This is a genomic window from Phenylobacterium sp., assembly GCF_036502675.1.
GTDB lineage: Bacteria > Pseudomonadota > Alphaproteobacteria > Caulobacterales > Caulobacteraceae > Phenylobacterium.
The window spans coordinates 1-21,721 of the sequence record NZ_DASXYF010000104.1 but is presented as its reverse complement, the minus strand read 5'-3'; the positions used below and the strand labels follow the sequence as shown (position 1 = coordinate 21,721).

Here is a 21,721-nt window from a genome sequence, read left to right as displayed (position 1 = left end):
GAAGCGCAATCCGTGATGCTGCTCCCCACCGCCGCCGACCGCGCGCTGCGCCTCGCCGACTTCGCCACCCTGGTCCAGGCGCTCGACTACGCCGCCGGCGGCGAGACGGGCGTCACCCTCCACTCCCTGCGCGGCGAGGTGGCCGAGGCGCTCTCCTATGCGAGGCTGCGGACCGAGGCCCTGGACTATGCCGCGCGCCTCATGGCGGCCGGCCTGCCGCCCGGCGCGCGGGTCGGCCTGATCGCCGAGACCGACGGCGACTTCGTCCGCGCCTTCTTCGCCTGTCAGTACGCGGGCCTCGTGCCGGCGCCCCTGCCGCTGCCGGCGCCGCTGGGCGGCCGCGAGGCCTATGTGGCGCAGATCGGCCGCATGCTGGAAGCGGCCGACGCCTCGGCCCTGCTGGGTCCGGCCTCGATCACCGCCTGGATGGCCGGCGCGCCCTCCGCGGCGCTGAGCTTCGTGGGCGCGCTTCCGGACCTGCCGCCCGCGGCGGGCCACGCCCTGCCCGGGATCGGGCCGGACGCCCCCTGCTACCTGCAGTTTTCGTCGGGGAGCACGCGCTTTCCGACCGGCGTGCTGGTGACGCACCAGGCCTGCATGGCCAACGCCGCGGCCATCGTGCGCCATGGCCTGCAGGTGAGGGCCGAGGACCGGGCGATCTCCTGGCTGCCGCTCTATCACGACATGGGGCTGGTGGGCTTCCTCCTGAGCCCGCTCAGCTGCCAGATGTCGGTGGACCTGCTGCCCACCGGGGCCTTCGTCCGCCGGCCGCTCCTGTGGCTCGACCTGATCACCCGCAACGGCGCGACGATCTCCTATAGCCCGACCTTCGGCTACGAGCTCTGCGCCCGGCGCGCGGAGGGCGGCGGCGGGCCGGCGCTCGACCTCTCCCGCTGGCGGATCGCCGGCGTCGGCGGCGACATGATCCGCACCGGGGTCCTGCGCGACTTCGCCCGCGCCTTCGCCGGAGCCGGCTTCCAGGCCAGCGCCTTCGTGGCCAGCTACGGCATGGCGGAGGCGACGCTGGCGCTGTCCTTCGCGCCCCTGGGTCGCGGGCTGGAGACCGAGACCCTGGACATCGCCAAGCTGGAAAACGAGCGCCTGGCGATCCTGGCCGACCAGACGGCGCGGGCCCGCGACTTCGCCCGTTGCGGCCCCGCCCTGCCCGGCCACGAGCTGCAGGTGCGCGACGGGAACGACGCGCTGCTGCCGGAGCGGTCGGTGGGCCGGGTGTTCGCCCGCGGTCCCAGCCTGATGCGCGGCTATTTCCGCCAGCCCGCCGAAACGGCCCGGGTGCTGTCCGACGACGGCTGGCTGGACACCGGCGACCTGGGCTTCCTCGACCGCGGCGAGATCGTGCTGACCGGCCGCGGCAAGGACCTGATGATCATCAACGGCCGCAACGTCTGGCCGCAAGACCTGGAATGGACCTGCGAGGCCGAGCTCGAGAAGGTGCGCAGCGGCGACACCGCGGCCTTCTCCGTGCCGGGCGAGGAGGAGGAGCAGGTCGTGCTGCTGGTCCAGGCGCGCAGCAGCGACCCCGAGGCGCGCGAGGCGCTCCGCGTCGAGGCCGCCCGCATCCTGCGCCTGCGCCATAGCATCGAGGCCGAGGTGCGGCTGGTGGGCCCCCACGCCCTGCCGCAGACCTCGTCGGGCAAGCTCAGCCGCTCCAAGGCGCGCGCCGCCTTCCTGGCCGGGGCGTTCGACCTGGAGCCCAGCCGGTCGTGACCCGCGGCGTCGCCGCTGTCACCGGCGCGACGGGCTTTCTCGGACAGCATCTGGTCCGCGCCCTGTCCGACGACGGCTGGCGGGTAAGGGTCCTGGCCAGGCGGGCGCCGGTCAGCCCCTTCTGGGCGGGGATCGAACCCGAGGTGGTCATCGGCAACCTGGAGGACGAGGCGGCGCTGGCCCGCGTCTGCGCCGGGGCCGGCCTGGTGGCGCACGCCGCAGGCCTGATCGCCGGCTCCGCCTCCCAGCTTCGCCGCGTCAACGTGGAGGGCGGCCGGCGGCTGGCGGTCGCGGCGTGGAAACACGCGCCGGGGGCGCGGACGCTGCTGATCTCCAGCCTGGCCGCGCGCGAGCCGCAGCTTTCAGCCTATGCGGCCAGCAAGCGCGCCGGGGAGGAAGCCGCGCTGGAGGTGCTGGGCGACGCTGCGGTGGTGGTGCGTCCGCCGGCGATCTACGGCCCCGGCGACCGCGAGACCCTGCGGATTTTCCAGGCGGCGGCGCGCTCGCCGGTGCTGCCGGTGCTGGACCCGCGGGCGCGTATTGCGTTGATTCACGTCGAAGACGCCGCGCGCCAGATTATCGCCTTGGCGCAGATGCAAAAAAGCGGGTGTGGCCCGATGGGACTATGCGATGAACGGCCGGAAGGCTATGCGTGGCGCGAACTGATGCAGACTGTCGCAGCGGTGCTCGGCAGGCCGCGGCGGCTGTTGCGTATTCCGGCCGGGGCGCTGTCGGCCCTTGCCGCGGTGGATATGTTGGGCAATGGCTGGCGCCGGAGGACAGCCACGCTTACATTCGGAAAGGTCAGGGAACTGACGCATCTTGACTGGGGAATCCAGCCACATGAGAGAGCGCCAGGCGCGCCGGCGGCTGTCTTTGACCTTCGGGCAGGTTTTGAACACACCGTCGCATGGTACCGGAAGAGCGCTTGGCTTTAACCGTTGAGAAACCCTAACGCGCGTCGATGTCGGCTTCGCGACAGGGATTGAAGAGGGGCATTGAGGAGCATTGTCGGATGGAGTCCGTGACCGATCTCACCGTCCATCAGATCGGGCGTACGGCCTCCATGGTGATGCAGCGTACCGTGGACGTGACCGAGTCGTCGGATATCGGGCGTGACCTGGGAGTCGACTCATTGAGCTTGATGAATATCGTCATGGAGCTTGAGGATTTTTTTGAGCTTTCGATTCCGCTGGACCGCTTGGCGGATGTCGAAACGGTGGGCGACTTGGCGGCTCTTATCAACGAACTGCGAGTGAGAGCGTAGCATCATGGGGCTTCTCGATAAGCATAAGGCCTACAACGAGGCCTATAAGGCGATCCGCGACATGGGCGCGGATCCTTTCAACGTGCGGTTTGAGGCGGTGCTGTCTCCCTCCGAGGGAATCGTAAACGGCCGGCCGACGATCCTGCTGGGCACCAACAACTACCTGGGGCTCACCTTCGACGAATCGTGCATCGAGGCCTCGCAGGAGGCGGTCCGGCTGCACGGCACCGGGACCACGGGATCGCGAATCGCCAACGGCAGCTTCGGCGGCCACGTGGAGTTGGAGCAGGCGATCGCCAGGTTCTTCGGCCGGCGCGCGGCGATGACCTTCACGACCGGCTACCAGGCCAACCTGGGCATATTGTCGACGCTGGTCGGCCGCGGCGATCACCTGCTGCTGGACGCCGACAGCCACGCCAGCCTCTACGACGGGGCGCGGCTGGGCCATGCGGAGGTGATCCGCTTCCGGCACAACGACCCCGACGACCTGCGCAAGCGCCTGCAGCGGCTGAAGGGCCAGCCCGGCAAGCGGCTGATCGTGGCCGAGGGCATCTACTCCATGCTGGGCGACACCGCGCCCCTGAAGGAGATCGTCGACGTCAAGAAGGAGATGGACGCCTACCTGCTGGTGGACGAGGCCCATTCCCTGGGCGTGCTGGGCGACAAGGGCCGCGGCCTGGCCGAGGCCGAGGGCGTGGAAGCCGACGTCGACGTGGTGGTCGGCACCTTCTCCAAGAGCCTGGGCGCCATCGGCGGCTTCTGCGTCTCCGACATGGACGACTTCGAAGTGATGCGGGTCGTCTGCCGTCCGTACATGTTCACCGCCTCCCTGCCGCCCAGCGTGGTCGCCTCGACCCTCCAGGCGCTGCGCCGCATGGAGTCGGACCCGGCGCTGCGCCAGCGTCTGACGGCCAACGCGCAGAAGCTCTACCAGGGCCTGCAGGCCATGGGCTTCGAGCTGGGTCCGCATTGCAGCCCGATCATCGCCGTCGCCCTGCCCGACCAGCCGCTGGCCCTCACCGTCTGGAAGGCGCTGCTGGACAAGGGCGTCTACCTGAACCTGGCCCTGCCGCCGGCCACGCCGGACGCCCGGCCGCTGCTGCGCTCCAGCGTCAGCGTGGCGCATACCGACCAGCAGCTCGACCAGGTGCTGCGGGCGTTCGGCGAGGTGGGCGAGGCCTTCGGCCTGGTGGCCAAGTCGCGGCAGCGCGCGTCAGCCCGAGGCTGACCGCCGCCGCCAGAGCGCCCAGAGCAGCGCCGGCGCCGACAGGATCGGGTGGCGCTCGCGCCACGGGGTCATCGGCACGGCGACGCCGGTGTGGCGCTCGATCTTCCAGGCGGCATAGCGGGCGGCGCCTTCGAAGGTGAAGGCCGCCTTGGCCAGGCGCGCCAGGTTCAACGGCCGTCCCAACGCGCGGCGCAGGCGCCAGGCGCGCAGCCGGCGGGTGCGGTCGGAAACGGTCAGCTGCGGGGCGAAAACCCCCTCCCCCGCCGTTTCGAACCTCAGGCCCCCGGCCGCCCACGCGAGGGGCAGCAGGCCATCGTAGCGCTCCGGGTCGGCCTCGATCAGCGAGCGTTCGCGTCCGCTGGGCTCCACGCGGAACTCCGCAGCGTAGGTCTGGCGAAACAGCGCCGACCAGTAGGCCTGGGCCGGCCCCCGCTCCGGCCCGAGCGCCGCGGCGTAGCCGGCGGCGGCGGCGGCGGCGTCCGCGACCGCCGCCTGCACCGCCGCAGCCGCCGCCGCGTCCTGGCTCCACACGAGCACCGCGGGCTGGACGAAGCGGGTCCAGACGGTGGTGTCCGCCCCGGTCCCGCGCGCCGCCCGCTGGAACCGCGCCAGCGTCATGGCCGCCACCTTGGCCCGCACCAGGCCGTCGGCGGCGGCGACCTCGTGGTAGCTTACGTCGGGCCAGAGCATCCGGCCGGGCAGGCCGCGCCATCCCTCCGGCGGCCGGCGGGTCAGGACGTAGAAGTCGAGGACGCCGTCGCGGTCGCCGGTGCGCAGGGCCGAGCCGTAGAACAGCACCGCGGCGGCCTCGGGGAACAGCGGCGCCAGCGCCTCGGCCGCCGCCGCCGCGGCCGGCGGCGCAGGCCGGGCCAGCTCGCGGCGGGCGAACTCGAGCAGTTCCGGCGTCATGGCCGCAGGAACCGCAGGGGCGGCCCCTCGGCGAGGGTGAGCTCGCCGCCGGGATAGGTCTCGCCGTCGAGGACGAACGCGCCGGGCAGCGACAGGCGCACGCGACGGGCGTCGCCCCGCCGGTAGCCGTGCGCCGCCAGCCACCCCTCCGCCTCGCCCCAGAGCAGCAGACGCAAAGCGCGCAGGAGCTGCTGGGGCGGCGCGTCCACGTCCAGCACCTTCAGCCCCGGCCGGACCGGGCCGAAGGGACGCAGGCCCCACGGAAACTGCTGCAGGGTGGTGGCGATCATCACCAGCCGGTCTCCCGTGCGCCAGGCGCCGCCGTCGAGGCTGAGGCTCAAGGCTTCGCCGCGCGCCCAGACGCCGCTGCGTCCGCCCATCAGCAGGCCCGCCGCTGCGCCCGCCAGGCCAACGGCGACCACGGCGTCGTGGAAGACGCCGGCCCGATGCAGGCGCTGCGATCTGTTGATCGCGCGCACGAAGCCGGCCGCTCCGAAGACGAAGCCCGAGAGCGGCGCGCCGCCGCCCTCGCGGGACACCTGCAAGGGCGCGCGCACCGTTACGTCGGCGCCTTCCCGCGCCGCCGCCAGCGCCGCCGCCACCGTCCAGCCGCGCGGGACGCCGAGGTCCCTGGCCAGGATGTTGGTCTTGCCCGAGGGCAGCGCCGCCAGCAGCGGCGCGGCGGCGTCGCCATAGGCGGCCGGCAGGGCGCTGACCACCTCGCGGACCGTGCCGTCGCCGCCGTCGATCACCACCAGTTCGACCCCTTCCCGGGCGAAACGCACCAGCTCGTCGGCCAGGATCCGGGGCGTCGGGGGCGCTGCGTACAGCACGTCGGCGGACAGGCCGCCGTCCACGACCTGCCGGTTCGCGTGGCTGCGCGGATTGCGGATCACACCGGCGCGCATCAGCGGGAGAGCCGGGACGCCGCCGTGCACGGCGTCAGCGCCTGCGCCAGCTGCACCGCCAGGGAGACGTCCGACGCGCCGACCGCCGCCGCCGGCGAAGCCCGCCCCGCGCCTAACGCATTGGTCAAAACCGCTCTCCCCTGTAAACCAAGGCAGCTCCCATACCGCGCTTCGGCGCAGGTTCGCCACAGCCCCGGATTCGCCATTGGCCGTGTTCCGCCTCGCCCACTTCTCCGATCCGCATCTGCCGTCGTCCTGGACCCCGGACACGGCGCGCGACGTGGTGTCGAAGCGCGCGCTGAGCCGACTGGCCTGGCGGCGGAAACGCAGCCAGCACGATCCGGCGGTGCTGGCTCTGTTGACGGCCGACGTCGCCGCCCACGCACCGGACCACATCGCCGTCACCGGCGACCTGACCAACTTCTCCACCCCTGAGGAGTTCGAACGCGCGCGGACCTGGCTTTCGACCCTGGGCCCGGCCGATCGGGTCACCGTCAGCCCCGGCAACCACGACGCCCTGGTCGACCGCGGCCTGGCCGCCCGCCTGGAGAGGCTGCGCCCCTGGTTCGGCGATACGGACGGCGAAGCCTTCCCCCACGTCCGCCGGCGGGGCCCGGTGGCGCTGGTCAACCTCAGCACGGCGACGCCGACGCCGCCGGCCCTGGCCACCGGCGCCCTGGGAGCGGCGCAGCTCGCGCGGCTGGCGGCAGGCCTCGAGGCGGCCGCCCAGGCCGGGCTGGCGCGCGTGGTCATGCTGCACCATCCGCCCGTCGAGGGGGTGGTCTCCCGCCGCAAGGCGCTCGACGACGCCGCGGCCCTGCGCGCGGTGCTGCGGGATCGTGGGGCGGAACTGGTGCTGCACGGACACGGGCATGAAAGCGTGTTCGGCGCGCTCGCAGGGCCCGTGGGGCCCATCCCGGTGCTGGGCGCGCCGTCCGCCTCCTCGCCCGGCGGGCGGCACGCGCCGGCCGGCTGGCATGCGATCGAGATCGAACCCGGCGCGGGCGGACCGTCGATCCGGGTCACGGTCCGCGGGCTCGACGCCGCGGCCGGGAAGCTGCGCGAGCTGGGGCGCTACGTGCTGCTCCCGCTCACTTCAGGTATCGCAGCTTGAGCCGGATGCCGGTCTCGCCGGACCCGGCCTGGAACCGCACCGCCTTGAACGGCGGCAGGCCCGTCTTGGTGGAGGGATCGTTGGAGAAGCCGAAGCCCTCGGTCGGCAGGCCCAGCAGGGTGCGGTTGAAATCGTGGTCGCCGTTCTCGTCGTGATAGACGGCGACGGCATAGTAGCCCGGCCCGGGCAGGAAGAAGCAGGCCGTGGTGACCGGCGCGCCGGCCGGCGTACGCACGCGCAGCAGCTTGCCCTTGGGCGCCAGGAAGCGTTGCGGCTCGTCGGGATAGAGGGTCACGGCCACCTCGCCGTGCGCCGAACGCACGCCGCCGACCTGGACCGTCAGCCTGGCGGCGCCGGGCTGGCCTTCGCAGGCCAGGGCGGACGCCGGGAGGCTCCAGGCCGACGCGAGCGCGACCAGCGCCATAGTGCTTGCCGATTTCACGGTGATGGACGAGCCTCTTTCGATGTATCAGGCGCTTCGCACGCCGGGAGCGAGACGCTCAGATGACCAATGCCACCGCCGTCAGTTTCGGTTTTCCTGACACCGTTGTCGGAGAAACCGCCTGCTGGCTGGTGCTCGCACGGCCCAAGCAGCCGACATTTGGTTCCCTGGTGCTGATTTGCAAGCATCAGGCCCGCGCCTTTTCGGACATCGGCGCCGAGGCCTTCGCGGACCTGCGCCACGCCGTGTCCGCCATAGAAGCCGTGTTGGCCAAGGTCGTGGCCTATCGGAAGATCAACTATCTGATGTTGATGATGGTCGACCCCGACGTTCATTTCCACGTCATCCCCCGCTACGAGGGGGAGCGCGTGCATGAGGGGACCGCCTTCCCCGACGCCGGCTGGCCCGGCCCGCCGGACCTGGCGGCGGCGGTGGACCTGGGCGCGGCGGGCGCCGGGCGCCTGGCCGCGACCTTGCGCGCATCCTGGCCGGCGGCTTGAGGATGGCGTCCAGGTCCGCGAAGGCCGGGCGCAGAGGGCCTCTTGCGCTGATCGACCGCTATGTCCTGCGCATGACTTTCTGGCCGATGGTGGGCTGCCTGGCGGTTACGGTGGTCTCGCTCCTGCTGGAGCGGGCGCTTCGGCTGCTGGATCTCCTGTCGCAGAGCAGCGAGCGATTCGGGCCGGTGGCGGAGCTCACCGCCAACCTCCTGCCCCACTACCTGGGCCTGGCCCTGCCCATCGCCTTCTTCGTGGCGCTGTTCATCGTCATCACCAAGCTGGACGACGGGTCGGAGGTGGAGGCCCTGCTGGCCAACGGCGTCTCGCTCTCCCGGCTGGCCGCGCCCTATGTGGCGCTCGGCCTGGCGCTGATGGCGATCAGCCTGGTGGTGTTCGGCTACATGCAGCCCTACAGCCGCTATGCCTACCGCGCCGTGCTGCACGCGGCGATCAACGCCGGCTGGGACGCCCGCCTGCACGGCGGCGCCTTCATCACCGACGGCGATACGGTGATGACCGCCGACAGCGCCAGCCTCGAGGGCCGCCGGCTGCAGCGCCTGTTCATCCGCCGGCCGGTGAACGGCGGCGAGGAGGTGATCACCGCAAGCTCGGCCCAGCTGGTCCTGCAGCCGGACGGCAAGCACGTGACTCTGCTGCTCAAGGACGGCGTGCGGGTGGGCGAGAGCAGGAACGGCAGCTTCGACACCCTGCGCTTCGACAGCTTCACCATGCAGACCAGCCTCAGCAGCGCCGCAGCCCTGATGCGGGCCCGCGGCGGCGACGAACGGGAGCTGACGTTCAACGAACTGGCCCGCGAGGCGGCCAATCCGGCGCCAATGATCCCGCGCGGGAAGCTGCTTTCGGAACTCTACATCCGCCTCGCCCGTTCGGCCGTCCTGCCCTTCCTGCCGCTGATCGCCTTCCCGCTGGGCCTCGCCGCCAAGCGCGGCCGACGGGCGGCGGGGCTGATCCTGGCCGGGGTGCTGATGCTGGCCTTCCAATACGGCCTGGAGTTCGGCGAAGGGATGGCCGGTGCGGGCAAGGCGCCGCCGGGCCTGGCGGTGGGCACGCCCTTCTTCCTGTTCACCGGCTTCTGCGTCTGGATGTTCCTGGGCAGCCGCAAGCGGCCTGGCCAGACGCCGATCTCCGAGTTCGTGGGCCGCCTGGGCGACGCGATCGAGCGGGTGCGCGGCCTGCTCGGCGGCCTTTCGCGGGCCACCGCATGAAGCTCTACCGCTACGTCCTGAAGGCGGTGAGCCTGCGCATCCTGGTGGCGGGGCTGATCCTGCTGGCGGTGATGCAGATCCTGGACCTGCTGGAGGTCACGCCGGACATCATCAAGCGCGGCCTGGGCGCGGCGGGCATGGCGCACTACGCGTTCCTGCGCCTGCCGCGGCTGATCGATCAGGCCGCGCCGCTCAGCGTGCTGACCGGGGTGATCTTCGCCTTCATGAAGCTCGCGGGAGACAGCCAGATCGTGGCGATCCGCGCCTCGGGCGTCTCCGTCTACCGGCTGACGGCCATGGCGCTGCCCGTAGTGCTGGCGGTGATGGCGCTGGACTTCGTCGCGACGGAGGTGGTCGCACCGCGCACCGATCCGATGCTGCAGGCCTGGTGGTCCGCCACCGCTCCGGCCGACGCCAGGCCGACCGTCAAGCCCCACGCCTTCCGGGTCGGCTCCGACGTGGTGGTCGCCGCGCCGGGCGACACCGAGGGCCGGGCCCTGACCGACGTGAAGATCTACCGCCGCGACGCCACCGGCCGGCTGGTGGAGCGGATCCAGGCGGCGACGGCCATCTACGCCGGTGAGGGCGGATGGCGCCTCGAAAATCCGCAGTTCGCCCGCTTCACCAGCGGCGGCGTCAACCTGGGCGTGGCGGGCCAGATGACCTGGGCCTCGGCTTTCCGGCCCAGGGACGTGCGCGCCCTGTTCGCGGGCGACCAGCGCGTGTCGGCCGCCTCGGCGGCGCGGGCGCTGGCCGGCGGGGGCTCGGAGCGGCCGCCCAGCTACTACGCCACCCACCTGCAGCGCTCCGTCGCCCACCCGCTAGGCGCGCTGGTCATGCTGATCCTGGCGGCGCCCGTCGCGCTGGCCAACTTCCGCAGCGGTCAGGGCGGGGTGTTCGTGGTCGGCAGCCTGGTTTCGGGGCTGGTGTTCCTGGTCGCCGACGGCGTCCTGACCGCCATGGGCGAGAGCGGCGCGGTGGCGCCCGTGCTGGCGGCCTGGACGGCGCCCATGGTGTTCGCAGCTCTGGGCGCCACCGCCCTCCTCAAGCTGGAAGGCTGATGACCGGCGAAAAGCTCAGTGTGCGCCCGGTCCGCTCGAAAGCGGAGCTGGAGCGGTTCATCCAGGCACCGATGCGACTGAACGCCGGCGACCCGGCCTGGATCTCCCCCCTGCTGATGGACCGCCGCGACGGGCTCTCGGCCAAGTCCAACCCCTTCTTCGCCCATGCGCAGGTGGAGATGTGGCTGGCGAGCCGGGCGGGGCGCGACGTGGGCCGGATCAGCGCCCAGATCGACGCGCTCGCGCCGGCAGACCCGGCGGGCGCGACCGGCGCCTTCGGCCTGATCGCCGCCGAGGACGATCCGGAGGTGTTCGCCGCCCTGTTCGCCGCCGCCGAGGCCTGGCTCGCCGCCCGGGGCGTGACCCTCGTCCGCGGGCCGTTCAACCTCTCGATCAACGAGGAGGTGGGCCTGCTGGTCGACGGGTTCGACACGCCGCCGATGGTGCTGATGGGCCACGACGCCCCCTACGCCGGGCCGCGGGTGGAGGCGCAGGGCTACGCCAGGGCCAAGGACGTCTACGCCTATCTGGCGCCGCTGGCCGACCACAAGGCCGAGGCCATGCTGCAGCGGGCGATGCGCAGCCCCGCGCCCGGCGTCGTCCTGCGTATGCTGGACATGTCCCGCTACGCGGCGGAGGTCGCGACCCTCACCGAGATCCTCAACGACGCCTGGCGCGACAACTGGGGCTTCACGCCGACGACCGAGGCGGAGACCCGCCACCTCGCCCAGGCGATGCGGCCGATCGTCGACAGGCGGCTGATCTGGTTCGCCGACATCGACGGGGTGACGGCCGGCGTGCTGGTGGCGCTGCCCAACGTCAACGAGGCCATCGCGGACCTCGACGGCCGCCTGCTGCCCCTCGGCTGGGCGAAGCTGCTCTGGCGCCTGAAGGTGAGCGGCGTGAAGTCGCTGCGGGTGCCGCTGATGGGGGTGCGGCGCGCCTATGCGCGCACCGCGCAGGGCCGGATGCTGCCGTTCCAGCTGATCGCCGCCGCCGCCGGCCAGGCCCGCGCCCTGGGCTACGAACGCTGCGAGTTCTCCTGGATCCTCGAGGACAACCGGCCCATGCGGCGGATCTGCGAGGCGGCGGGGGCCACGCCCTACAAGACCTACCGGATCTACCAGAAGGCGCTGGCTTGACGGGCTTCACCGCCCTGCTGCTGGCGGGATCGCGGCCGGGCGACGACCCGGTCGCGGCCTACGCCGGCGTGGGCCACAAGGGCCTGATCGAACTCGCCGGCGAGACCCTGCTGGCGCGGGTGCTGCACGCCCTGGACGCGGCGGGCGCAGCGCGGGTGTTCGTGTCCACCGACGCCCCCGAAATCGCCGCGGCCGCCGGCAAGCTCAGGCTCAAGGCGGAGGTGCGCGTCGTCCCCGCCGCGGAGAGCCCGAGCCGCAGCGTCGGCCAGGCTGCCGAGGCCACGGGCACGCCGCTGCTGGTGACTACGGTCGACCATGCGCTGCTGCGCCCCGAATGGGTGCGCCAGTTCCTCGACGCCGTCCCGGCCGAGGCCGACATCGCCGTGCTGGTGGCGCCGGAGGCGGTCGTCCAGGCCGCGGCGCCGGGAACGCGGCGGACCTACCTGAGGATGCGCGACGGCCGGTTCAGCGGCTGCAACCTGTTCCTCCTGCGAACGCCGCGGGCGCTCTCGGCGGTGGCGCTCTGGCGGCGGGTGGAGGCGCACCGCAAGCAGCCCTGGCGGATCGCTGGCCTGCTCGGGCCGCAGATGCTGCTGGGCTATGGGCTGGGCCTGCTGACGCTCGACGGCGCGGTGCGGCGGCTGGGGCGCAAGGCGGGCGCCACGGCGGCGGCCGTGCGCACGCCCTATGGCCTGGCCGCGGTGGACGTGGACCAGCCCGCCGACCTGGACCTCGTGCGCAGCATCGTCGCCGCCGGCCCTATTTCAGAGACTTGCTGAGCCTGTTCGGTTCGGAGAGACCCAAAATGGGGCTCAGACCACCACGAACGGCGCAGGGACGCCGCTCAACAGCCACCACACCGCAAGGGCGCCGCCCAGCGCGATGGCGACACCGTATGGCACGCCGCGCCCGAAGTCGCCCTTCCCGCGCATCTGAAACATCACCAGCGCCCGGGTCGGCCGGCTCACCAGGCTGACGGCGGCGATCACGCCTCCGGCAAGGACGGTCGCCAGCGCGAAAAGCGGCAGATAGGTCAATCCCGTAAACAGGGCGACGACGGTAAAGAGCTTGGAATCACCCGCCCCGACGATCCGGAAGGCGTAGAGCGTCACCGTGACGGCCGCGGCGATGCCGGCGGCCTCCAGGGCCGCGACCAGGCCGACGCCCCCGCCGGCGACGGTCCACAGCAGAAAGAGGCCGAGGACGGAAAGCACGCTCCAGTTGGGGATGCGGCGGTCGCGCACGTCGCTGATGGCCGCAACGGCGAGGACGGCCGTAAGTGCGGATGCGACCAGGATGCGCGCGGGTTCAGCGAGAAACAGCGGGACCATCCTTGTCACGGGCCGCCAGGCTGCGAACGACGTCCAGATTTTCAGAGGCGCGGCTGTAATATTCGCTTCTGGCCTTCATGGCGCGCTCCAGCAGGTCCTGGGACTCGGCGTAGTCACCGCGCAGCGCGGCGGCGAAGCCGGCGTTGTTGAGGATCGCCGCACGGTCGTCGTTGGCGCCGGCGGCGGTGGCGCGGCCGTAGTCGCCTTTCATCGCCAGCGCCAGACGCAGATTGGTGCGGGCTTCCGCCAGATCCGGCCTTTTCTGCAAGGCGGCCACGAAGTCGGGCACGGCCTCTTCCGGCCTGTGCTGCAACAGTCGGGAGTAGCCGCGATTGTTCAACACGACGGCTTGGTTCGCCGAGGCCGCGAGCGCCTTGCCGTAGGCGGATTCCGCCTGCGTCCAGTCCTGCCTGCGATCGTATTCGCTGGCCAGGGCGTTCCAGGCGCGCCAGGCGGACGGGTCGGCGGCGACCGCCAGGGCGAGCGCCGCCAGCGCCTTGTCGGACCGGCCCAGCAGGGACAGGGCCACGCCCTGCCCCTGGAGGGCGGCGGCGTGGGTCGCAGGCGCCTCCAGCGCGCGTTCGAATTCCCCGAGCGCGTCTGCGTAGCGGTTGCGTGCGAGATCCAGTTCGCCGCTCAGGAGCACCAGCCGGGGATCCGACGAGCCGCTCAGCGCGGCGCCGTCGAGCATCTGACCGGCGTCTATATAACGGCGTTCGTCCAGAGCGCGCTGGATCTCGCCGACGTCGGCGTCGATCACCGCCGCGGCCGGCGCCTTGCGGCTGTGGCCGAACACGGCCCCCTGGCAGCTGCCGGCGACCGCTGTCGCGGCGAGCACAGCGAAGGCCAGACCGGCGAGACGGCTGCGGACGGTCCTTGTGGGAGTCATTGCGTCCGTCCTAGCTGCGGCTGAAACGGCCGCGGGTGCGCCACGCGCCGGCGTCGGCGCCGATAACCAGGCGGATGCCCTTGCACGCCCCGTCGCAGGCGACCATGCGGGTCGACCTGGGCAGGGTGCGCGCCAGCGCCCGGGCCGCCACGACGGCGTCCTTCGAATAGCGGATGGTGGTCTCTGGTTCGCGCGGCGCGTTACGAAGCGCAGCCCTCGGCGCCGACCATCCCAGCCGGGCCAGTTCCGTTCGTACGGCGTCCGCGCCGCCGCTGCGGCCAGACGCGTTGACGACCACCAGGATATGTCCGGTGGTGATGGGAAGCGGCTTCGCCAGGGCCAGCTGCGCTGGGGCCCGGATGAACAGGACCGCGCCGTCCGGCCGCGGCCTGGCGGCGGCCTGCTCCTGCTCCTGCGCCGCGGCCGGCGGGGCCGACTGCGCGGGGGCTTCCGCCATGGCGGCCATCGCGGCCGCGCCCTGCTGCAGGGCGGCGGAAAAGGCGATGTTGTTGTTGACGATGGCCGAACCGGGATCGACCGCCTTGGCCTCGGCATAGTATCGCGCGCTGAGATCGAAGCGGCCCAGCTTGTCGTAGACCACGCCGAAAGCGTTCAGGATCCTGATGTCTGCCGCGGCGTGCGCGCGGGCGGCCTGGAGCTGGTCCAGCGCGTCGGCATAGTCCCCCCGGTCGATCGCGGCGGCGGCGGCTTCATATCCGCGGTCGGCGACAGCGACCTTCGCGTCGCCGATCTCCACCGGCCGGACATCGACCCACCTGGCGCGGTCGGGGACCAGGGCGCAGGCCGCAAGCGCCAGCAGCAGGGGGGCGGCGAGGATCGGACGGATCAGGCGTGGGAGGGTCATGGCGAGGCTCAATGCTGGGCACGCAAGGCGGGAAGCAGGGTTCGAGACACGTCGATGACCACCGGCAACAACAGCGAGGTGATGATCACCGGCAGGATGCAAGCCACCAGCGGCACGGTCATCAGCACCGGGATGCGCAGGGCCTTCTCCTCGGCCTTGAGGAAGCGGTGCTCGCGCATCTCGACGGAATAGGTCCGCAAGGTCTGGCCGATGCTGACGCCGAGGGCGTCGGTCTGCACCATCAGGGCCACAAAGGACTTGACCGTATCCACGTCCACCCTGTCGGCCATGGCCCGCAAGGCATCGGCCCGCCCGCGGCCGGCGCTCATCTCGTCCGAAAGACGGCCGAACTCCCGGGCGATGCGCGGATGGGAGATGCGCACCTCCTGGCCGACCCGCACGAAGGCGGCCTCCAGGCCGAGGCCGGCTTCGACGCAGACCACGATCAGGTCGAGGACGTCCGGGAACTCGTGCTCCAGCTGCGCCTTGCGGTCGTTGACCCGCTTGGCGACGAACACCCGCGGGCCGAGCAGCCCGAACCCGCAGAGCAGCAGCGGGACGGCCACCGGAGCCAGGCCGGTCAGTGGCTTGGCGGCGGTCGACTGCGCGATGACGAACAGGATCGGCAGGCCGATCGCGGCGCCGAAGCGCATGAGCACATACCAGATGGGCGCCGCCGGATGGTCGAAGCCGGCCAGCGCCAGGTCGCGCCTGAGCTGGTTGCGTTCCTTGGAGTCGTTCAGCGACGAGGACTCGACCCACTGCAGGAAGCGATTGGCGACCTTGTCGTTCCTGAACAAGGCGGCGGCCGGGGCGCCGTCGGGACGCCGCTGCTCCCCGAGCCGGCGACGCACGCTCAGGGCGCCTTCAAGGCTGCGGATGGCCGCGATGCTCACCAACACCACCAGGGCGAAGATCAGGATCTCGATGACGATCTGGAGCGGCGTGTTCATGTGGTCAATATTTGAAATTGATGATGCGCTGGATCATCGCCCAACCCAGCAGGTAGAGACCGCCCACGCAGGCCACCGTCGGCCAGAAGATCGGATCGGAGAACTTGTCCGTGTAGAACTTGGGGTTGAACACCGCCTGGAAGGCGACCAGCCCCACCGGCAGCGCGCTGAGCAGGTAGGCGGAGGCCTTGCCCTCGCTGGCCAGGGCCTTGACCCGCTTGGCCAGGGTGCCCCGGCCGCGCATGACCCTGGTCAGGCCCTCCAGGATCTCCGCGAGGTTGCCGCCGGTCTCGGCCTGGATGTTGATGGCGACGGCCATGAAGTGGGCGTCGCCCGAGCCGGTGCGGCGCGCGAAGCTGGTCAGCGCCGCCTTGAACTCCGCGCCGTAGTTGGTTTCATCCACGATCAGCCCGAACTCCGAACCGATCGGGTCGCCGAGCTCGTCGGCGGCGAGCTGGACCGAGGCGAGCACCGGATGCCCGGCGCGGATGGCCCGGGTCATGATGTCCAGCGCCAGCGGCAGCTGCTCCTCGAATTTCTTCAGGCGCGCGTTCCTCGCCCGCCGGACCCAGAGGAACACCCCCAGCAGCGACAGGGCGCAGGCGCCGACCAGCGACACGGCGCCGTTGAGCAGCAGGTCGCCGCCGTTGACGCTGACCAGCACCAGCCCCGCCAGCCAGATCGCGGCCGCCGCGCCCCCGGCGATCGCCGCCAGCCGGGCCGGAGTGACCGTGAGGCCGGCCTGCCGGCAGTAGGCCTCGGCGCGTTCGTAAAGCGCGGCCAGGCGCCGGCTGGCAAGCTGCGGCGCCGCGGATCGGCGCACCAGGGCGGCATGGACCTGTTCGTGATCCATGCCGGCGTCCAGCATGGTCAGGCGGCGGTTCACCCGCCGGGTCTTGTCGCCGGACTCGAGGACGACACCGGCCAGCGTCTGCACGAGCACGACCACGGCGATGAAGGCCAGGACATAGATCAGGGGGACGAAGGCCGCCGTCATGGCGCGCCTCGCCGCGTCGCCGGCGCGGCCGCCCGCAAGGCGCCGGGGGACAGAAGGGAGGCGGCGCGCAGCGGCATCAGGTGGATGTCCGGCCTGCCGAGAACGACACCGCCGGCGCCTGCAGGCCGCGGGCGGTCAGCTGGTCGAGGAACCTGGGCCGCACCCCCGTGGTCTCGAAATCCCCCATCACCCCGCCGGCTTCGGTCCGGCCGCGGCGGCGGAACCGGAAGATCTCCTGCAGCGAGATGACCTCTTCCTCCATGCCGACCAGCTCGGCGATGGAGACCACCCGGCGCCGGCCGTCGTCCATCCGCTCCACCTGTACGACGACGTGCACCGCCGAGGCGATCTGCTGCCGGATGGAGCGCGGCGAAATCTCCAGCCCCGCCATGCCGATCATCTGCTCGATGCGCGAGATCGCGTCGCGCGGGGTGTTGGCGTGGACGGTGGTCATCGACCCGTCGTGGCCGGTGTTCATCGCCTGCAGCATGTCGAAGGCTTCGCCGGCGCGCACCTCGCCCACGATGATCCGGTCGGGGCGCATCCGCAGGGCGTTGCGCACCAGGTCGCGCTGCACCACCTCGCCGCTGCCCTCGATGTTGGCCGGGCGGGTCTCCAGGCGGCCCACGTGGGGCTGCTGCAGCTGGAGCTCGGCCGAGTCCTCGATCGTCACGATCCGTTCGTCGTGCTCGATATAGGCCGAGAGCGCGTTGAGCAGCGTGGTCTTGCCCGAGCCCGTGCCGCCGGAAATCAGCACGTTGCGCCGGGTCTTGACGATGGCCTCGAGCACCTGGGCCATCTCGGCGGTGACGCTGCCCAGCTCGACCAGGCGGCCCATGTGGATGGGCGACCTGGCGAACTTGCGGATGGAGACCAGCGGGCCGTCGACGGCCAGCGGCGGAATGATGGCGTTGACCCGGCTGCCGTCCGCCAGCCGCGCGTCGACCATCGGCTGGGACTCGTCCACGCGCCGGCCGACCGCCGCGACGATCTTGTTGATGATCCGGATCAGGTGGCGGCTGTCCTGGAACTTGACGTCGGTCTGTTCCAGGCGGCCGGCGCGCTCGACATAGACGGAATTGTGCGTGTTGATCAGGATGTCGCTGACGCTGTCGTCCTTCAGCAGCGGCTCCAGCGGCCCCAGGCCCAGCAGCTCGTCGAGCACGTCCTCGATCAGCTGGTCGGTCTGGGGAAGCGTCAGGAAGCGCTTCTCCTCGGCCAGCAGCTGGGTGACGGCGCCGCGGATTTCCTGGCGGAGGGCTTCCCGCGGCGTCTTGTCCAGCAGGGCCAGGTTCAGGAGCTCGATCAGCCGCTGGTGGATACGCACCTTCAGGCCGATCGCATCGTCGATCGGCGGGGCTGCGGGCGGGCCGGCCGTGGCCGACGGGGTGGAGGTCCAGAGCATCGCCATTACCGCCTCGCGCGTCCTGCGGGCGCGGCGATCACGCCGGCCGCCACCTTGTCGGCCAGTTGGACCACCGCCTTCTCCAGCTTGGTGCCGCGCCGGACGACCGAAAGCTCCAGGCCGTGATTGATCGCGGTGCTCATCGTGCGCCGGTCCTCCGGCACGACGACGTCGAAGCCCCGCCCCAGCGCGCGCTCCGCCGCCTTGATCGAGACGGAGCCCTGCTGGTCGGCGGAGGGGCCGTTGCAGACCAGGATCAGCGGGCGGTCCTCGAGCTTCTGGACCGCCAGCGTCCGCAGCTGCCGCTTGACCAGCTGGATGTGCGGCACCGACAGCTGCGTCACCAGCACGATGCGGTCCACCAAGCTGAGCACCCGGTGGGTCCAGGCGGTCCAGGCGGACGGCAGGTCGATCAGGGTCAGGGCGAAGTCGCGGCGCAATCCGGCGAGCAGCGAATCCATCTGGGCGGGATGCACGCCTTCGAGCGCCATCAGCTCGTGCGGCGCGGCCAGCACCCGCGCCCCGGAAGGGTGGGCGCTCAGCGCCGTGGCGAAGGGCGTGTCCGCCAGGCTTGCGCCGGTGTTCAGCAGGTCGGCGACAGTCACCGTGTCCGGCATGTCGAGGTAGAGCGCCGCGGCCCCGAACTGGACGTCGAGGTCGGCCAGGCAGACGCCGCCGCCGTCGCGGGCGGCGAGCAGCGCGGCGACCTGCACCGCCAGCGAGGTCGCGCCGACCCCGCCGCCGGCCTTCAGGATCGCCACCGCCTCGCCGGCCTTGCGGCGCGCGGGGTCGGAGCTCTCGTTGCTGAGCAGGCGCTCGAGGCTCAGCGCCAGGGCCGGCTCGCTCACCGGATGGGGCAGGACGTCGGCGGCGCCTTCGCGCACCAGGCGGCGCGTGGTCAGGACGTCGGCGTTGCGCAGCACCACCACGATGCGCGTCGTGCGCGGCGCGGCCGTCAGGCGGCGGGCGAGCGCATCGCCGTCGGCGGCGTCGGCGCCGACCACCAGCACGTCGAAGGCGCCGCCGGCCGACCGCTCGGGCCACTCGCCCAGCGCTTCGAACAGGATGTGCGGAAACAGGGCCGCCATCGAAGCGAACTGCGCCGGCCCACCGACCGCACTTTCGACGACGCCGATACGCTGCACCCGATCGCCCCTGTGTTCGCCGCCGGAACCGGCGGCCGTTGGTCTCTTCAATCCGAGCAGCATCGGCTCAACTCGCTAACGTCGGACCCGCAGCCCGGACATCCGGGCGCGGCTCGGTTCAACTAGGGCGCCGGCGCCTGGGCCGGAGCCGACTGTCCGCCGCCGATATCGGACGCGGCAGACGCAGCCACCGGAGCAATAACCGTGCCGCTCTGGTATCTCTTCTGGGCCAGTCCGACCCGGGCGCCGCTGGAGCCCGGCGCCGGGTCGCCCGTGTAGCGCGCGTCGGGATCGGCCACCTGGGCGGCCAGGTCCTGGCGCACGGCGACGCCGAAGTCGGGCGAGAGGTGCTGGGCGGCGCAGCCGGTGAGGCCCAGGCCTGCGATCGCGGCGGCCAGCGCGGCGGCCTTGCAGCGTTTCAGGGTGGGAAGGCGCATGGTCATCTCCTAGTGCAGCACGTGGCCGTGCGGGCCTTCGATGCCGCCCTTGGTGGGGTCCGCGGACATCAGGACGCGATCCTCGGGCTTCACCGAGCTGCTCGCCCGCTGGGCCCCGAACATGAACAGCTCGAAGTCCGACGGCGGCACGAAGTGGTCGGCGGGCGTGGCGGTGGCGCCCCGGCGCGGGACGGCCAGGTGCGGCGTCACCACGATGACCAGCTCGGTCTCGTCCTTCTGGTAACCGTTGGACCGGAACAGCGCCCCGATCACCGGGAAGTCGCCGATGAACGGATACTGCCGGATCGAGGCCTGGTAGTCGTCGCGCAGCAGGCCGGCGATGGTGAAGGACTCGCCGTCGCGCAGCTCCACGGTGGTGTGCGCCCGGCGGACCTTGATGCCGGGCACCTTGATCAGCCCCAGGTCCACCGAGTTCTGCGGGTCGATGCTGGAGACCTCGGGGTTGACCACCAGGTTGATCAGCCCGTCCTTGAGGACGGTGGGGGTGAAGGCCAGCGCCACCCCGAACTGCTTGTATTCGACGGTGATGGTCGGCGCGGCGCCGCCGGAGCCGCTGCTCTGCTGCACCGGGATCGGGAATTCGCCGCCGGCCAGGAAGTTGGCGGTGTCGCCCGACATCGCCAGCAGCGTCGGCTCCGCCAGGGTCTTGACCAGGCCCTTGGTCTCCAGGGCGTCGAACAGCAGGTCGAGGTTGCCGCCGCGCGCCGGTATGCGCAGCAGGGCCGAGCCGAAGGTGCCGGTCAGCAGGTTGGCGCCGCCCACCAGGGTCTGGCCGGTGGTGATCTGGAACTTCGGGTCGGCGCCGTTGCCGGCGGCCGGGCGCTGGACGTTCAGGCGCAGGTCCTTGGCGATGGTCCGCTGCATCTCCACGAAGCGCACCGACAGCATCACCTGCTGGGTGCCCTCGACCCCCAGCATGTTGACCACCTTGCCCGGGGCGAAGGAGTCGGCCAGCGCCAGCACCTGCTGCAGCGCGGCCGGGTTGCTGACCGTGCCGGAGACCAGGATCGACTGGTTGGCGGCGCGCACCGCGATGTCCTTCTCGTTGGGCAGGACGTCGTTCAGCCGCGACTTCAGGCTCTCGATGTCGGCCGAGACCACCACGTTGACCGCCACGATCAGCCGCTTGCCGGGGCCGTAGACGGTGAGCGCCGTGGAGCCCATGGTCTTGCCGACCACATAGACCGAATGGGTGTTCAGCGGCAGGACGTCGGCGACCTTGGGATCGCCGATCATCAGGTCGGTGTAGGCGCCCGGCAGTTCGATGACCTTGGACTTGCCGACGCCGATCACCGCCTCGACGGTGTTGGTCTGGGTCAGGTCGCCGGCCATCGACTGCGCCGCCGCCGGCGCGCCGCCGGCCAGCGCCAGGGCCACCGCCGCGGCGGCGCCCAGCGCAAGCGCGCGCGGCCGCCGGCCCTTCATGCTGTTCACTGTGTTCATCGCCCCAAATTCCCCCCGCGTCCCTTTACGGGCCGCGATCAGTTCGCCCGGATCGGGTAGCCGGAAATCTCCGTCCCGCGGGTCACATGCACTTCGATCATTCCGGCGCCCGCCGGCGCCTTGGCGCGCGCCACGCGCCGGGCCGGCGTCGCGGCCGGGGGGGCGCCGAAGCGTCCCAGGTCGCTGACGGTGGTCGCCTTGCGCACCAGGGCCGTGTCGTCGGCCACCTGGCGCAGCGACAGGGTGACGGCGCCGACCGACTGCGCCAGCGAGATGGCCTGCGCCTGGTCGGGCGTCACCTCGATGGTCACGGCCTTGGCCACCACCGGCTTGTCGGCGTCGACGTTGTCGGACTGGTCGACGCCCATCACGCGGACGTTCTCGGCCAGCGCCTGGGTGACGGTCTGTGGATTCTGGCCGGTCCCCACCGTGCGGGTGACCAGGATGTCCACCCGGTCGCCCGGCAGTACGAAGCCGCCGACCCCGGCGACGTCGCTGGAGCGGACGCTGATCGCCCGCATGCCCTGGGTGAGCACGCCCGACATGGTGGCCTTGCCGCCGGGTCCGCTGACCTTGGTGGGCAGGATCGGTTCGTTGGCGGCGATGGCGCGCAGCGCCAGCCGCGCGGCCGGGCCGGTCCCGGAAAGTTGCGAAACGTTGCTGAAGGCCCCCGCCGGCACGCTCTCGGCCGGATAGTTGACCACCTTCAG

Annotated in this window: 24 protein-coding genes; 10 read left to right on the top strand and 14 right to left on the bottom strand. The window is 71.7% G+C overall.

The window, feature by feature from the left end; genetic code table 11:
- The first annotated feature begins 15 nt into the window (after positions 1 to 15).
- From VGL30_RS13155 to spt, 4 genes are all read left to right on the top strand, one after another.
- Positions 16 to 1,728 (top strand): fatty acyl-AMP ligase, encoded by a 1,713-nt coding sequence (locus tag VGL30_RS13155; RefSeq protein WP_331540454.1) that lies wholly within the window; start codon positions 16 to 18, stop codon positions 1,726 to 1,728.
- Positions 1,725 to 2,666 (top strand): NAD-dependent epimerase/dehydratase family protein, encoded by a 942-nt coding sequence (locus VGL30_RS13150; protein WP_331540453.1) that lies wholly within the window; start codon positions 1,725 to 1,727, stop codon positions 2,664 to 2,666. Before VGL30_RS13155 ends, VGL30_RS13150 begins: the two co-directional genes overlap by 4 nt.
- A 77-nt stretch (positions 2,667 to 2,743) precedes the next feature.
- The gene (locus VGL30_RS13145; RefSeq protein WP_331540452.1) at positions 2,744 to 2,995 is read left to right on the top strand and encodes an acyl carrier protein; all 252 of its coding nucleotides are present in this window, start codon (positions 2,744 to 2,746) and stop codon (positions 2,993 to 2,995) included.
- A 4-nt stretch (positions 2,996 to 2,999) separates the two neighbouring features.
- Positions 3,000 to 4,223, top strand: a complete 1,224-nt coding sequence (gene spt / locus VGL30_RS13140; protein ID WP_331540451.1) for a serine palmitoyltransferase — start codon at positions 3,000 to 3,002, stop codon at positions 4,221 to 4,223.
- Here spt and VGL30_RS13135 read toward each other — a convergent pair.
- From VGL30_RS13135 to VGL30_RS13125, 3 genes are read right to left on the bottom strand one after another with little or no spacing between them, the layout of a single operon-like run.
- Positions 4,209 to 5,132, bottom strand: a complete 924-nt coding sequence (locus VGL30_RS13135) for a hypothetical protein (protein WP_331540450.1) — start codon at positions 5,130 to 5,132, stop codon at positions 4,209 to 4,211. The genes spt and VGL30_RS13135 overlap by 15 nt on opposite strands.
- Positions 5,129 to 6,040, bottom strand: a complete 912-nt coding sequence (locus tag VGL30_RS13130) for a diacylglycerol kinase family protein (RefSeq protein WP_331540449.1) — start codon at positions 6,038 to 6,040, stop codon at positions 5,129 to 5,131. Before VGL30_RS13130 ends, VGL30_RS13135 begins: the two co-directional genes overlap by 4 nt.
- Positions 6,040 to 6,168 (bottom strand): hypothetical protein, encoded by a 129-nt coding sequence (locus VGL30_RS13125; RefSeq protein WP_331540448.1) that lies wholly within the window; start codon positions 6,166 to 6,168, stop codon positions 6,040 to 6,042. Before VGL30_RS13125 ends, VGL30_RS13130 begins: the two co-directional genes overlap by 1 nt.
- 83 nt (positions 6,169 to 6,251) lie before the next feature.
- Here VGL30_RS13125 and VGL30_RS13120 point away from each other — a divergent pair, with 83 nt between their 5' ends.
- Positions 6,252 to 7,154: a metallophosphoesterase gene (locus VGL30_RS13120; RefSeq protein WP_331540502.1), complete on the top strand. Its 903-nt coding sequence runs from the start codon at positions 6,252 to 6,254 to the stop codon at positions 7,152 to 7,154.
- On the opposite strand, the gene VGL30_RS13115 is transcribed toward VGL30_RS13120, so the two are convergent.
- Entirely contained in the window at positions 7,132 to 7,578 is a 447-nt protein-coding gene (locus VGL30_RS13115) for a DUF2141 domain-containing protein (protein ID WP_331540447.1), read from the bottom strand. The two genes, VGL30_RS13120 and VGL30_RS13115, sit on opposite strands and share 23 nt — an antisense overlap.
- A gap of 80 nt (positions 7,579 to 7,658) precedes the next feature.
- On the opposite strand from VGL30_RS13115, the gene VGL30_RS13110 reads away from it, so the two are divergent.
- From VGL30_RS13110 to VGL30_RS13090, 5 genes are all read left to right on the top strand, one after another.
- Positions 7,659 to 8,096 (top strand): HIT family protein, encoded by a 438-nt coding sequence (locus VGL30_RS13110; RefSeq protein WP_331540446.1) that lies wholly within the window; start codon positions 7,659 to 7,661, stop codon positions 8,094 to 8,096.
- 71 nt (positions 8,097 to 8,167) lie between these two features.
- A complete protein-coding gene (locus VGL30_RS13105) occupies positions 8,168 to 9,322 on the top strand; it encodes an LptF/LptG family permease (RefSeq protein ID WP_414694996.1) in 1,155 nt (384 codons plus the stop codon).
- Positions 9,319 to 10,383 carry an LptF/LptG family permease gene (locus tag VGL30_RS13100; protein WP_331540444.1) on the top strand — a complete coding sequence of 355 codons (1,065 nt, stop codon included), beginning with the start codon at positions 9,319 to 9,321 and terminating at the stop codon, positions 10,381 to 10,383. Before VGL30_RS13105 ends, VGL30_RS13100 begins: the two co-directional genes overlap by 4 nt.
- The gene (locus VGL30_RS13095; protein ID WP_331540443.1) at positions 10,383 to 11,525 is read left to right on the top strand and encodes a dATP pyrophosphohydrolase; all 1,143 of its coding nucleotides are present in this window, start codon (positions 10,383 to 10,385) and stop codon (positions 11,523 to 11,525) included. Before VGL30_RS13100 ends, VGL30_RS13095 begins: the two co-directional genes overlap by 1 nt.
- Entirely contained in the window at positions 11,522 to 12,304 is a 783-nt protein-coding gene (locus tag VGL30_RS13090; protein ID WP_331540442.1) for a nucleotidyltransferase family protein, read from the top strand. Before VGL30_RS13095 ends, VGL30_RS13090 begins: the two co-directional genes overlap by 4 nt.
- A gap of 33 nt (positions 12,305 to 12,337) precedes the next feature.
- On the opposite strand, the gene VGL30_RS13085 is transcribed toward VGL30_RS13090, so the two are convergent.
- The 10 genes from VGL30_RS13085 to cpaB all read right to left on the bottom strand — a co-directional run.
- Positions 12,338 to 12,856: an A24 family peptidase gene (locus tag VGL30_RS13085; protein ID WP_331540441.1), complete on the bottom strand. Its 519-nt coding sequence runs from the start codon at positions 12,854 to 12,856 to the stop codon at positions 12,338 to 12,340.
- Positions 12,834 to 13,652: a tetratricopeptide repeat protein gene (locus VGL30_RS13080; RefSeq protein ID WP_331540440.1), complete on the bottom strand. Its 819-nt coding sequence runs from the start codon at positions 13,650 to 13,652 to the stop codon at positions 12,834 to 12,836. Before VGL30_RS13080 ends, VGL30_RS13085 begins: the two co-directional genes overlap by 23 nt.
- A gap of 103 nt (positions 13,653 to 13,755) precedes the next feature.
- Positions 13,756 to 14,610 (bottom strand): LytR C-terminal domain-containing protein, encoded by an 855-nt coding sequence (locus tag VGL30_RS13075; RefSeq protein WP_331540439.1) that lies wholly within the window; start codon positions 14,608 to 14,610, stop codon positions 13,756 to 13,758.
- 8 nt (positions 14,611 to 14,618) lie between these two features.
- Positions 14,619 to 15,563, bottom strand: coding sequence for a type II secretion system F family protein (locus tag VGL30_RS13070; protein WP_331540438.1), 945 nt, complete (start codon positions 15,561 to 15,563; stop codon positions 14,619 to 14,621).
- Positions 15,564 to 15,567: 4 nt separating this feature from the next.
- The gene (locus VGL30_RS13065; protein ID WP_331540437.1) at positions 15,568 to 16,560 is read right to left on the bottom strand and encodes a type II secretion system F family protein; all 993 of its coding nucleotides are present in this window, start codon (positions 16,558 to 16,560) and stop codon (positions 15,568 to 15,570) included.
- A gap of 76 nt (positions 16,561 to 16,636) precedes the next feature.
- Positions 16,637 to 17,971 (bottom strand): CpaF family protein, encoded by a 1,335-nt coding sequence (locus VGL30_RS13060; RefSeq protein WP_331540436.1) that lies wholly within the window; start codon positions 17,969 to 17,971, stop codon positions 16,637 to 16,639.
- Positions 17,971 to 19,110, bottom strand: coding sequence for an AAA family ATPase (locus tag VGL30_RS13055; RefSeq protein WP_331540435.1), 1,140 nt, complete (start codon positions 19,108 to 19,110; stop codon positions 17,971 to 17,973). Before VGL30_RS13055 ends, VGL30_RS13060 begins: the two co-directional genes overlap by 1 nt.
- 122 nt (positions 19,111 to 19,232) lie before the next feature.
- Positions 19,233 to 19,547, bottom strand: coding sequence for a hypothetical protein (locus tag VGL30_RS13050; RefSeq protein WP_331540434.1), 315 nt, complete (start codon positions 19,545 to 19,547; stop codon positions 19,233 to 19,235).
- Between the two features lie 9 nt (positions 19,548 to 19,556).
- The gene (locus tag VGL30_RS13045) at positions 19,557 to 21,011 is read right to left on the bottom strand and encodes a type II and III secretion system protein family protein (protein WP_331540433.1); all 1,455 of its coding nucleotides are present in this window, start codon (positions 21,009 to 21,011) and stop codon (positions 19,557 to 19,559) included.
- Between the two features lie 38 nt (positions 21,012 to 21,049).
- Positions 21,050 to 21,721 (bottom strand): Flp pilus assembly protein CpaB (gene cpaB / locus VGL30_RS13040; protein ID WP_331540432.1); only part of this gene is annotated, 672 nt, incomplete at its 5' end.

Coding starts and splice junctions, on each gene's coding strand:
- VGL30_RS13155 (WP_331540454.1), top strand. CDS start 16: ATGCTGCTCCCCACCGCCGCCGACCGCGCGCTGCGCCTCGCCGACTTC.
- VGL30_RS13145 (WP_331540452.1), top strand. CDS start 2,744: ATGGAGTCCGTGACCGATCTCACCGTCCATCAGATCGGGCGTACGGCC.
- spt (WP_331540451.1), top strand. CDS start 3,000: ATGGGGCTTCTCGATAAGCATAAGGCCTACAACGAGGCCTATAAGGCG.
- VGL30_RS13135 (WP_331540450.1), bottom strand. CDS start 5,132: ATGACGCCGGAACTGCTCGAGTTCGCCCGCCGCGAGCTGGCCCGGCCT.
- VGL30_RS13130 (WP_331540449.1), bottom strand. CDS start 6,040: ATGCGCGCCGGTGTGATCCGCAATCCGCGCAGCCACGCGAACCGGCAG.
- VGL30_RS13115 (WP_331540447.1), bottom strand. CDS start 7,578: ATGGCGCTGGTCGCGCTCGCGTCGGCCTGGAGCCTCCCGGCGTCCGCC.
- VGL30_RS13110 (WP_331540446.1), top strand. CDS start 7,659: ATGACCAATGCCACCGCCGTCAGTTTCGGTTTTCCTGACACCGTTGTC.
- VGL30_RS13105 (WP_414694996.1), top strand. CDS start 8,168: ATGACTTTCTGGCCGATGGTGGGCTGCCTGGCGGTTACGGTGGTCTCG.
- VGL30_RS13100 (WP_331540444.1), top strand. CDS start 9,319: ATGAAGCTCTACCGCTACGTCCTGAAGGCGGTGAGCCTGCGCATCCTG.
- VGL30_RS13095 (WP_331540443.1), top strand. CDS start 10,383: ATGACCGGCGAAAAGCTCAGTGTGCGCCCGGTCCGCTCGAAAGCGGAG.
- VGL30_RS13085 (WP_331540441.1), bottom strand. CDS start 12,856: ATGGTCCCGCTGTTTCTCGCTGAACCCGCGCGCATCCTGGTCGCATCC.
- VGL30_RS13075 (WP_331540439.1), bottom strand. CDS start 14,610: ATGACCCTCCCACGCCTGATCCGTCCGATCCTCGCCGCCCCCCTGCTG.
- VGL30_RS13070 (WP_331540438.1), bottom strand. CDS start 15,563: ATGAACACGCCGCTCCAGATCGTCATCGAGATCCTGATCTTCGCCCTG.
- VGL30_RS13065 (WP_331540437.1), bottom strand. CDS start 16,560: ATGACGGCGGCCTTCGTCCCCCTGATCTATGTCCTGGCCTTCATCGCC.
- VGL30_RS13060 (WP_331540436.1), bottom strand. CDS start 17,971: ATGGCGATGCTCTGGACCTCCACCCCGTCGGCCACGGCCGGCCCGCCC.
- VGL30_RS13050 (WP_331540434.1), bottom strand. CDS start 19,547: ATGCGCCTTCCCACCCTGAAACGCTGCAAGGCCGCCGCGCTGGCCGCC.
- VGL30_RS13045 (WP_331540433.1), bottom strand. CDS start 21,011: ATGAACACAGTGAACAGCATGAAGGGCCGGCGGCCGCGCGCGCTTGCG.